This window comes from Kineococcus sp. G2 (assembly GCF_037154035.1).
In the GTDB taxonomy this organism is placed as follows: Bacteria; Actinomycetota; Actinomycetes; order Actinomycetales; family Kineococcaceae; genus Kineococcus.
This window is the reverse complement of sequence record NZ_JBBBEM010000005.1, coordinates 66898-76535: the sequence shown is the minus strand read 5'-3', so window position 1 is coordinate 76535 and position 9638 is coordinate 66898. Positions and strand designations below refer to the sequence as shown.

Annotated in this window: 12 protein-coding genes and 1 pseudogene; 3 read left to right on the top strand and 10 right to left on the bottom strand. The window is 73.8% G+C overall.

Going from position 1 to position 9638, the window contains the following annotated elements; all coding sequences use genetic code 11:
* Positions 1-45: 45 nt before the first annotated feature.
* Positions 46-252, bottom strand: a complete 207-nt coding sequence (locus tag V9U69_RS19270) for a tautomerase family protein (RefSeq protein WP_442907523.1) — start codon at positions 250-252, stop codon at positions 46-48.
* Between the two features lie 382 nt (positions 253-634).
* Here V9U69_RS19270 and V9U69_RS00775 point away from each other — a divergent pair, with 382 nt between their 5' ends.
* A complete protein-coding gene (locus V9U69_RS00775; protein WP_337059379.1) occupies positions 635-976 on the top strand; it encodes a hypothetical protein in 342 nt (113 codons plus the stop codon).
* A gap of 88 nt (positions 977-1064) precedes the next feature.
* Here V9U69_RS00775 and V9U69_RS00770 read toward each other — a convergent pair whose 3' ends face one another.
* On the bottom strand, positions 1065-1808 hold the full coding sequence (locus tag V9U69_RS00770) for an SDR family oxidoreductase (RefSeq protein ID WP_337059378.1): 744 nt from the start codon (positions 1806-1808) through the stop codon (positions 1065-1067).
* Between the two features lie 296 nt (positions 1809-2104).
* Between V9U69_RS00770 and V9U69_RS00765 the strand changes: the two genes are divergently transcribed.
* Positions 2105-2770, top strand: coding sequence for a TetR/AcrR family transcriptional regulator (locus V9U69_RS00765; protein WP_337059381.1), 666 nt, complete (start codon positions 2105-2107; stop codon positions 2768-2770).
* Between the two features lie 111 nt (positions 2771-2881).
* On the opposite strand, the pseudogene V9U69_RS00760 reads toward V9U69_RS00765, so the two are convergent.
* The 6 genes and pseudogenes from V9U69_RS00760 to V9U69_RS00735 all read right to left on the bottom strand — a co-directional run.
* Positions 2882-3156 (bottom strand): annotated as a pseudogene (locus V9U69_RS00760) (transposase); the annotation flags it as partial.
* A 108-nt stretch (positions 3157-3264) separates the two neighbouring features.
* Entirely contained in the window at positions 3265-3435 is a 171-nt protein-coding gene (locus tag V9U69_RS00755) for a hypothetical protein (RefSeq protein ID WP_337059377.1), read from the bottom strand.
* A gap of 407 nt (positions 3436-3842) precedes the next feature.
* The gene (locus tag V9U69_RS00750) at positions 3843-4127 is read right to left on the bottom strand and encodes a DUF4190 domain-containing protein (RefSeq protein WP_337059376.1); all 285 of its coding nucleotides are present in this window, start codon (positions 4125-4127) and stop codon (positions 3843-3845) included.
* 129 nt (positions 4128-4256) lie between these two features.
* Positions 4257-5399: a bifunctional 2-methylcitrate synthase/citrate synthase gene (locus V9U69_RS00745; protein ID WP_337059375.1), complete on the bottom strand. Its 1143-nt coding sequence runs from the start codon at positions 5397-5399 to the stop codon at positions 4257-4259.
* Positions 5400-5440: 41 nt separating this feature from the next.
* Complete coding sequence (gene prpB / locus V9U69_RS00740) at positions 5441-6364, bottom strand: methylisocitrate lyase (RefSeq protein WP_337059374.1); 924 nt, start codon at positions 6362-6364, stop codon at positions 5441-5443.
* On the bottom strand, positions 6364-7881 hold the full coding sequence (locus tag V9U69_RS00735) for an MmgE/PrpD family protein (RefSeq protein ID WP_337059373.1): 1518 nt from the start codon (positions 7879-7881) through the stop codon (positions 6364-6366). Before V9U69_RS00735 ends, prpB begins: the two co-directional genes overlap by 1 nt.
* 223 nt (positions 7882-8104) lie before the next feature.
* Between V9U69_RS00735 and V9U69_RS00730 the strand changes: the two genes are divergently transcribed.
* On the top strand, positions 8105-8848 hold the full coding sequence (locus V9U69_RS00730; protein ID WP_442907522.1) for a methyltransferase domain-containing protein: 744 nt from the start codon (positions 8105-8107) through the stop codon (positions 8846-8848).
* A gap of 67 nt (positions 8849-8915) precedes the next feature.
* Here V9U69_RS00730 and V9U69_RS00725 read toward each other — a convergent pair whose 3' ends face one another.
* Together V9U69_RS00725 and V9U69_RS00720 are read right to left on the bottom strand one after the other, a co-directional pair.
* Positions 8916-9134 (bottom strand): RNA-binding S4 domain-containing protein, encoded by a 219-nt coding sequence (locus tag V9U69_RS00725; RefSeq protein WP_337059371.1) that lies wholly within the window; start codon positions 9132-9134, stop codon positions 8916-8918.
* Positions 9131-9532: a hypothetical protein gene (locus V9U69_RS00720; protein ID WP_337059370.1), complete on the bottom strand. Its 402-nt coding sequence runs from the start codon at positions 9530-9532 to the stop codon at positions 9131-9133. Before V9U69_RS00720 ends, V9U69_RS00725 begins: the two co-directional genes overlap by 4 nt.
* Positions 9533-9638: the final 106 nt, after the last annotated feature.

Sequence of the window (9638 nt, the reverse complement as noted above, 5' to 3'; positions counted from 1 at the left end):
GGTGGGGTGCTGCAGCACCCCACCACCCAGCAGGCTAGGACCTGATCAGCTGCGCCCGAGCATCTCCGTGGTCAGGATGGTTCCGCCGAGGTTCCATCCACCCTCGACGACCTCGTCGATGAGCACGAGGGTGGTGGCGCGGGCGCGTTCACCGTAGACCGAGGCGTAGGCGTCGACCACGGCGTCGGAGAGCTTCTTCTTCGACTCCGGGGTGAGGGTGTCGGCAGGAACCTTGAGGTTGGCGAAAGGCATGATCTTCTCATTCCTTCTGGTGAGTGCCTTCTTCAGAGTGCGGCGTTCGAGGGCGGCAAGCTCCAAGGCCGCCGCGGCGGTAGGACCCAGCATGGATGCGGTCATCGACGGCCGAGACCACTTCGCTGCCGCCCCGACCGGGGTCCACGTGGGTTTGGAAGGACCGGTGACCCGCGGGAAGATCGACGACGGCACCATCTCGCCGGCGACGGATTGCAGGTTGGTGTCAGCGGGAGCCAGGGCGGCCAGACGCTGTTGCAGATCTTTCTGCAGCGCTGCGTACGGCGGCGCGTACGTCGCTTCGGTCGCTCGGTCCACGAGGCGGCCCGCGTGGGCGAAGGGGTCTCTGCCGGAGGTGAGAGCGCCGGAGAGCACAATCGGGGTGTCGATGCCGAAGCGGATGAGTTCGCCGGCACAGCTCTCGGCCAGAGCCGTAGACGGCGCCCAGCTGTTCGGGCGTCAAGGCTTCAGCCGGTTCGGTGACCACGTGGTCGGCGTCGTGCACCATCACGTCGAGACGACCGTGACGCTGGCTCTCCTCGGCGGGGGCGGCGTCGGCAAAGGCCAGGGACCGCACGTCCAGCTCGACAGCGTTCACGAGCAGCCCCTCAGTGGTGTCCAGCTGTGCCAGGTCGGCGGCCACCGAGGCGTTGCAGCCACCACTGGCGCGCACCCCGGCGATGACGTGCGCCCAGCGCGAGCTGGCGAGAGGGCGGTCAGGTGACCGAGGCCGCTCGAAGCGCCGGTGACCAGCACCACCTGCTGGCGCCCACCCGGGGGCGCGTCCGAGGACGCGTCGTGAGCGGTGGGCATCAGATGATTCCGCCGTTGACGCGCAGCACCTGACCGTTGACCCAACGGCCACCGGGGCCAGTGAGGAAGGAGACGACCTCGGCGATGTCGGCGGGGGTACCCAAGCGCTCCAGCGGAGGTTGCTCGGCCAGCCGATCGATCGTCGCCTCGTCCTTGCCCTCGAGGAACAGCTCGGTGGCGGTGGGGCCAGGCGCGACGGCGTTGACGGTGACGTCGCGACCGCGCAGTTCACGGGCCAGGATCAAGGTCATGGCCTCGACGGCTCCCTTGCTAGCCGCGTAGGCGCCGTAGGTCGGGAACTGCAGCCCGACCACCGAGGTGGACAGCATCACCACCGCACCGCCGCCTCGCACCCGCCGGGCCGCTTCGCGAGCCACGACGAAGGTGCCGCGGATGTTGGTGCGGTGCAGAGCGTCGAGGTCGTCGAGATCCAGGTCGGCGATGGTGGACAGCGACAGCCGGCCGGCGGAGTGGACCACGACGTCGAGGCCGCCGAAGGTGGAGGTGGCGGTGTCGAAGAGGGCGGCGACCTGCTGCTCGTCGGCCACGTCGGCTCGGGCGGCGATCGCCAGCCCGCCACCGGCGGTGATCTGCTGCACGACGTCGGCGGCGGCGCCGGGTGAGCCGGCGCAGCCCACGACGACGGCGTGGCCGGCGGCGGCCAGGGTGGCGGCGATGGCGCGGCCGATGCCGCGCGAGGCGCCGGTGACGACGGCGACTCGCGGAATCGAGGAGTCGGCCATGGACGCGATCCCTTCTGTCGATAGTGGCGGTATGCTTTATCGATAGCGCCGATACGAGCACCGTACCACAGCTGCTGAACGGCGCTAGCCCTGACGCGTATCATTGACTCATGCAGGTGACCGACCATTCCGGAGTCGCTACTCCCTCCCCCGCCTCGCGAGACCGCTCCTCATCCGCTTCCTCGTCCACCGCCGCCCCCACCTCATCGACTCGTCCCCCGCGGGCAGGGGACGCTCGGCGGCGCCAGCGCAGCACCACCGCCTCGGCCGACGACGCAGGTGTTCGCGCCGCCCTGATGGCCGCGGCACTGCGACAGCTGGCCAGCTCCACCGACGGCGACATCGCCACCCGGGCGGTGTCTCAAGAGGCTGGTGTGACGCAACCGGTCCTCTACCGGCTCTTCGGCGACAAGCAGGGCCTGCTCGACGCGGTGGTCGAAGCCGCCCTGGAGCGGTACGCGCAACGCAAGGGGGGCCTGGAGTCCACCGGCGACCCCGTCGCCGATCTGCGCGCCGGCTGGGACGACCACACAGCCTTCGCCCTGGACAACCCCGCGCTGTACCGCCTGATGTTCGCTCCGCGGTCGGGCTCGGCCGCCAGCGCACACCAGAAGATCTTCACCCTCCTCGAGGCGACCCTGACACGGTGCGCGGCCGCCGGGGCGCTCACCATGACCCCACGGCAGGCGGCGCAGCTCATCCTGCCGGCCAACATCGGCCTGGCGCTCAGCCTCATCGCTCAGCCGGCCCTCTTCGATGATCCCGACCTGTCACGACGCACCCGCGAAGCGACGTTCAGCACGATCCTCGTCGAGGCCGGCGCGGCGGCCACGACGAACTCCGTGCGTGACGCGGCCCGGCAGCTGCACGCCCAGCTCCTCTTGGAAGGCACCCCGGAGTTGGAGGCGGTCGAGGTGGCTCTGCTGACCCGCTGGCTGGAGCGCCTCGACACCACGCGGTGATTCCCGGGCCCGTCTGCGGATCGATGGTGCTCGGCCACGGGCCGACGACGTGTGAACGGCCCCACGGGCGCCGACCGGACACCGCGTGACGTGCGGGCCCTGCCCCCGGCGGCGAGGGCGAGGGCGACCACGGACACCGCGCACGATCGGGAAGGCGTCGACCAGGGGCAGCAGTCGGGTCACGTCGTGGCGGTTGCCGCCGGTCAAGGTCACGACCAGCGGGACACCACCGACATCGGTGAGCAGGTGGTGCTTGGACCCCTTGCGGGAGCGGTCCACCGGTGAGGGGCCGGTGTGAGCCCTCCTTTGAGGGCGCGCACGTGCGAGCCGTCCACCACCGCCGTTTCCAGGTCCAGCTTCCCCGCCGCGCGAAGCTCATCCAGCAGCGGCTGCGCCCGATCCCACAGCCCATCGGGCACCAGCTCCACGACCCGCTCAGACACCGCCGCCCCGGTCATGCCTTCAGGCTGCGACGAGCGCAGGGACCCGGCAGCTCACAGTGAAATGAGCTGCAAACGCATCACCGGGTCCAACGAGAACAACAACACCCTCACCGAGACGATCACCGCCACGCCCAGCATGTCGGTGCGGCTGCGCGGCGACGGCAAGCCCACCGTCCACGCAGCACCAGCTGCCACCGAGACCGGTGTCACCAACGTCCTCACCGGCTCCGCCTACGCCGTCTGCGCGAACGACACGCCCGTCCCCGGCACCGCCGAGCGGGTCGAGGACGTGTCCGCGGGCAACACCGCCTACGGGTGGCAGGGCCGCTTCCCCGGGTCCGGCAACGCCAGCGCCACGCCCCTGGACCTGGTCGGCCAGACGGTCGACCCGGTGGAGATCATCCTGCCGTACCGCGGGCACGCCCTTGAGATCGGCTGCCCCGCCGGCACCTACGGCTCCTGGTCCCACTTCACCGTGAAGCGGATCACCAGCACCCGCCTGGACCCCGCCACGGGAAGGCGCTCGCCACCGTCACCACGCCGGTGGACGTCGACCTGCCCGTGTGAGTCCACGCGACAGCGCCCCGTCCGCGCTGCAGGGCGGGGCGCTGTCGCGCGTCCGCGGCGCCTCAGGACGACGCCACGACCCCGACGAGGGCCAGGAGCGGCACCGCGAGGAAGAGGACCCACCCCAGCGCCCACATCGCCGTCACCACCCACGAGACGACGATGGCCGCCGTCGACAGGCCCTGGCTGGGCGTGTTCTTGCGCGTGACGTGCCCCACGACGATGCCCGCCACGGACGTCAGGCCGGCCGTGAAGAGGCCGCAGACGCCGAGCACGAGCGCGATGGTGGCGGGCGTGTCCGTGGCGACCCGCTGCACGGGCGGGGACGGCGGGCGCTGCTGGTCCACGGGGACTCCCAGGTGCTGCGTCGGTTCGAGGTCGGTTCGAGGACGGGTCACGAGCTCCTCCCGACGACGGTACCCGGACCCGTGCAGCCGGGGGCCGAGCGGTCGCCCCGGCCGGGGAGGGGGACGCCCTCACCGCGGTGGCAGGTGCCGCTCCGCGGGACCGTCGTACGCCGACAGCGGCCGGATGAGGGAGTTCGACGCCCGCTGCTCGACCACGTGCGCCGTCCAGCCGACCACCCGGGAGGCCACGAAGACCGGCGTGAACAGCGGGGTGTCGAAGCCGACGAGGTGGTACGCGGGACCGGCGGGGAAGTCGAGGTTCGGCTCGATGCCCTTCGCCTCGCGCACCGCCGCCTCCAGCGCGTCGTAGAGGTCCAGCACGTCCCGGCGCCCCAGGTGCTCGGCGAGCTCACCGAGGGCCGCGCGCATCGTGGGCACCCGCGAGTCCCCGGCGCGGTAGACGCGGTGGCCGAACCCCATGACCCTGCGGTGTGCGGCGAGGGTGTCCGCCAGCCAGCGGCGGGCCCGCTCGGCGGAACCCTCCCCCGGGCCGATCTGCGCGAACACGTCCCACACCGCCTCGTTGGCCCCGCCGTGCAGCGGGCCCTTCAGGGCGCCGACGGCGGCGGTGACCGCGGCGTGCAGGTCCGCCAGCGTGGAGGTCACCACGCGGGCGGTGAACGTGGAGGCGTTGAAGGAGTGCTCGGCGTACAGGACGAGGGAGACCTCGAAGGCCCGGACGAGGCGCGGGTCGGGTTCGGTGCCGAACGCCTGCCACAGGAAGTCCGCCGCGTACCCCAGGTCCTCGCGCGGCGGGAGCGGCCCCAGTCCGTGCCGGCGGCGCTGGGCGAGGGCCACCACCGCCGGCAGCACGGCGAACAACCGTTCCGCCTTGGCCAGCTCGGCGGCCGGGGAGGAGTCGGCGGCGTCGGGGTCCAGCGCCCCCAGGACGCTGACGGCGGTGCGCACCACGTCCATGGGGTGCGCCTCGCCGGGCAGCTCCCCCAGCACCCGCAGCAACCGCGGGTCCGGCGAGCGGTGGGCGCGCAGCCGCTCGCGGAACGCGGCGGCCTCCTCGGCCGTGGGCAGTTCCCCGCGCCACAGCAACCAGGCCACGTCCTCGAACTCGCACGCGCCCGCCAGTTCCTGCACCGGGTACCCCCTGTACAGCAGGGAGTTCGTCTCCGGGGCCACCTTCGAGATCGCCGTGGTGTCGGCCACCACGCCCGCCAGCCCCTTGCGGACCTCCGGCCCGCCCCGCGTCGTGCTCACGCTCCGCCCCCTCGCGTCGCTCGTGCCGGCCGCCGGTGCGGTCAGCCGTCCCGGTTTCCCTCCAGGCTGAAGTCGTAGACCCCCGAGTCGAACTCCCCGTAGGAGGCGTAGTCGAGCAGGTCGTACAGCTGCGCCCGGGTCTGCATCTCACCGACCCGGCCCGCCAGCGTCCCCTCGGTGGCCAGGGCGTCCAGGGCGCGGTCGGCGGCCCCCATCGCCAGCCGCAGCAGCGAGACGGGGTGGATGACGAGGCGCACACCGGCGTCGCGCAGCTGCTCGTGGGTGAACAGGTCGCTGCGGCCGAACTCCGTCACGTTCGCCAGGACGGGCACGTCGACGGCGGAGCAGACGGCCTCGAACTCCGCGAGGCCCGCCATCGCCTCGGGGAAGATGACGTCCGCACCGGCGTCCACGAGCATCCTGGAACGCTCCAGCGCGGCACGCAGGCCCTCGGGTCCGGGGATCGTCCCGCGCACGTCGGTGCGGGCGACGACGACGAGGTCACCGTCGCGGCGGGCGTCGACGGCGGCCTTGACCCGCCGCACGGCCGCGGCGGCGTCGACCACGCTCTTGCCCTCCAGGTGACCGCACCGCTTGGGGTTCACCTGGTCCTCGACGTGGAAGGCGGCGACCCCGGCGTCCTCCAGCGCCTGCACGGTGCGCGCCAGGTTCAGCGGTTCCCCGAAACCCGTGTCGGCGTCGACGAGGACCGGCAGGTCGGTCTGCCGGGCGACCTCGGCGGCGCGGCCGGCGACCTCCGGCAGCGTCGTCAGCCCGATGTCCGGCAGCCCGAGGTCGGCGGAGAGCACCGCACCGGAGACGTACACCCCCTCGAAGCCCTTGCGCTGCACCAGGCGCGCCGACAGCGGGTTGAAGGCCCCGGGGAACCGCAGCAGTTCCCCGGAGGCGAGCCGTGCGCGCAGCGCCTTGCGCTTCGCGGCCGGCGTGGTGGTGGAGTACAGCATCAGAACAGCCCTCCCGGCAGCGGCACGGCCTCCAGGTACCCCGGCGGGGCGACGATCCCGAGCTCCCGCACACCGGCGGCGTCGAGTTCCGGCAGGCGTTGCGCGAGGCCCGCGAACCGCTCCACCTCGGCGTCGTCGAGGACCCCGGCGGCCAGGGTGCGGAACTTCGCCAGGTACTCCTCGCGGCCGAACGGGCGCGCCCCCAGCGGGTGCGCGTCGGCGACGGCGATCTCGTCGACGAGGGTGGAACCGTCGGTGCGGGTGATGACCGCGCGTGCCCCGAACGCCTTCCGCGCCGGGTCGTCCGCGTGGTAGCGGGCGGTCCACTCCGGGTCCTCGACGGTGCTCACCCGGCGCCAGAGCGCGACCGTGTCCGGGCGGGCGGCGCGCGCGGGGTCGTAGGAGTGCTCGTGGTGCCAGGTGCCGTCCTGCAGCGCCACGGCGAAGACGTACGGGACCGAGTGGTCCAGCGTCTCCCGGCTGGCGGTGGGGTCGTACTTCTGCGGGTCGTTCGCACCGGAACCGATGACCGTGTGCGTGTGGTGGGAGGTGTGCAGGACGACGGAGGCCACGTTCGCGGCCTCCCGCAGCTCGGGGTGCTCGCGGTGCAGCCGGCGGGCCAGGTCGATGAGCGCCTGCGCCTGGTACTCGGCGGAGTGCTCCTTGGTGTACGTGCCGAGGATCGCGCGGCGCGGTTCGCCGGCCTCGGGCAGCGGCACCTCGTACACCGCGTCCGGGCCGTCGAGCAGGCGGGCGATGACACCGTCCTCCCCCTCGTAGATCGGCGCCGGGCTGGTCTGCCCCCGCACCGCGCGGTCGACCGCCTCCACCGCGGCCTTGGCGGCGAACGCGGGGGCGTGTGCCTTCCAGGTGGAGATGGCGCCCTTGCGGGACTGGCGCGTGGCGGTCGTGGTGTGCAGGGCCTGCCCGATCGCCTGGTGCACCACCTCGGTGCTCAGGCCCAGCATCGTCCCGAGCCCCGCGGCGACCGAGGGCCCCAGGTGGGCGACGTGGTCGATCTTGTGCCGGTGCAGGCTGATGGCGCGCACCAGGTCCACCTGCACCTCGTAGGCGGTGACGATCCCGCGCAGCAGGGCGGCGCCGTCGCATCCGGCGTGCTGGGCGACCGCCACGAGGGCGGGGACGTTGTCACCGGGGTGGGAGTACTCCGCGGCCAGGAAGGTGTCGTGGAAGTCGAGCTCGCGCACCGCGACGCCGTTCGCCCACGCCGCCCACTCCACCGACGCGGCCTCGCGGGTGCCGGCGACGACGCCGCCGCGCCCGCCGCGCGAGGGCGGGTGCGCCAGCGCCTGGGCGCGGGCGGACACCACGGGGCCGCGCAGCAGCGCGGCCGCCGAGACGGCGGCGTCGTCGACGACCCGGTTGACGACCATCGCGGCCACGTCGTCCTCCACCGGCACCGGGTCGGTGGCCAGCTCGGCGAGCTTCCAGGCGAGTTCCCCCTCGCGGGGCAGCCCCTCGGCGCTGCGGTGGACGCGGACGGTGTGCCGCCTCACGCGGAGCCCCTCTCGGTGGCCGCCGTCCCCGCGGTGGTCGCGGGCCGGACGTGGGTGCGAACGCGCACCGGCCATCCCCTCCCTCGTCGTCGAGGTCCGCGCCGGGCGGGCGCGGAACGGTTCCCGCCCCGCACGCTAACCCCTCGGCGGGGCCGCGCGTAGCCGGGTTGCCGGGGAAAACCCGTGGCACGCGGTGGTGGCCGGTGGGACCGTCGGGACCGTGGTGGTGAGCGGGCGACCGTGGGGCCCGGAGGTGGCCCGGGACTACGACGAGTCGTCGGCGTTCGTGTCCACCCCGGAGGTGCTCGGGCCGACGGTGGAGTTCCTCGCCCGGCGCGCCGCCGGCGGCGCCGCGCTGGAACTGGCGGTGGGGACCGGGCGCGTCGCCCTGCCGCTGAGCGCGCGGGGCGTGCCGGTGGCGGGCGTCGAGCTGTCCGAGCACATGGCCGCGCGGCTGCGGGAGAAACCCGGCGCCGAGGCGGTTCCCGTGACGATCGGGGACGTGGCGAGCGCCACCGCCCCCGGCTGCGGCGGTTTCCGCCTCGTGTACCTCGTCTTCAACACGATCACGAACCTGCTGACGCAGGACGAGCAGGTCGCGTGCTTCCGCAACGCCGCGCGCCACCTGGAACCCGGCGGGGTGTTCGTCGTGGAGGTGTTCGTCCCGCCGCTGCAGCGCCTGCCGCCGGGCGAGACGACGATCGCCTTCCACGTCGGCGAGCACCACGTCGGCGTCGACACCGTCGACGTGCTCCACCAGCGGCTGGTGTCGCACCACTACCGGGTGCGCGACGGGGCGGGATCGCTGTTCCGCTCCCCGCACCGCTGGGTGTGGCCCTCGGAGCTGGACCTCATGGCCCGCCTGGCCGGGATGGAGCCGGCCGGGCGGTGGGCGGACTGGGACGAGTCGCCGTTCACCGCGGCGAGCACCTCGCACGTGTCCGCGTGGCGGCTGCCCGGGCGGTGAGGCGGCGGGAGGCGGGGCGACCGGTGGCGGGGCGACGGGGAGGCACCCCGCCACCGGCCCCCGCCCGTCAGCCGACGAGGACCCGCCACTCCTGCCCGCCGAGCTCGACGACGTCGCCGTCGGCCAGCTGCCGGCCGCGGCGGTCGTCGACCTCGCCGTTGACGCTGACCTCGCCGGCCGCCAGGACCTCGCGGGCCTCCCCGCCGGAGTCCACGGCGCCGACGAGCTTGAGGAACTGCCCCAGGCGCACGGTGCCGGTGACCTCCACGTCGCGCTGGGCGCTCACGCCTGCGTCTCCTCCTCGTCGTCCAGGGCCAGCGCCTCCAGGACCGCGGCGACGCGACGGGCGTCGGCGCGGCTGAAGCGCTCGGGCACGACCACCTCCACGCGCTCTCCGCCGCGCAGCGGGACCACGTGGCGCAGCCGCTGCGCCGGCGCGCCGGCGTCCTCCTCGACGACCTCCGCGTCCACCGCCCCGTCGTCGGCCCCGGCGGCGGCCGTCGCCTGCCCCGCGGCGCCGTTCACCGACGCGTCGCCGGCGAGGAAGGTGCGCAGCCGGTCCACGCCCTGCGCGGCCAGCCGTTCGGCGCCCGGGTCCAGGCGCCCCTGGCGCAGCACCTCGCGCAGCACCGCGTCGATCGAGGCGCCCTGCCTGCTCCTGCTCTCGTCCCTGCCGTCACCCACGGCGACCTCCCCCGCTCGCTGCCTGAACCGTCGGTCCCCACCCTCGCACCCGGCAGCGCCACCGGCCTCCCCCGTGCGGCCCGGAGCGGATCGACCTAACGTCGCG

Excerpts from the sequence above, each read along its gene's own strand:
- V9U69_RS19270 (WP_442907523.1), bottom strand. The coding sequence starts at position 252 with ATGCCTTTCGCCAACCTCAAGGTTCCTGCCGACACCCTCACCCCGGAG.
- V9U69_RS00770 (WP_337059378.1), bottom strand. The coding sequence starts at position 1,808 with ATGGCCGACTCCTCGATTCCGCGAGTCGCCGTCGTCACCGGCGCCTCG.
- V9U69_RS00765 (WP_337059381.1), top strand. The coding sequence starts at position 2,105 with ATGGCCGCGGCACTGCGACAGCTGGCCAGCTCCACCGACGGCGACATC.
- prpB (WP_337059374.1), bottom strand. The coding sequence starts at position 6,364 with ATGCTGTACTCCACCACCACGCCGGCCGCGAAGCGCAAGGCGCTGCGC.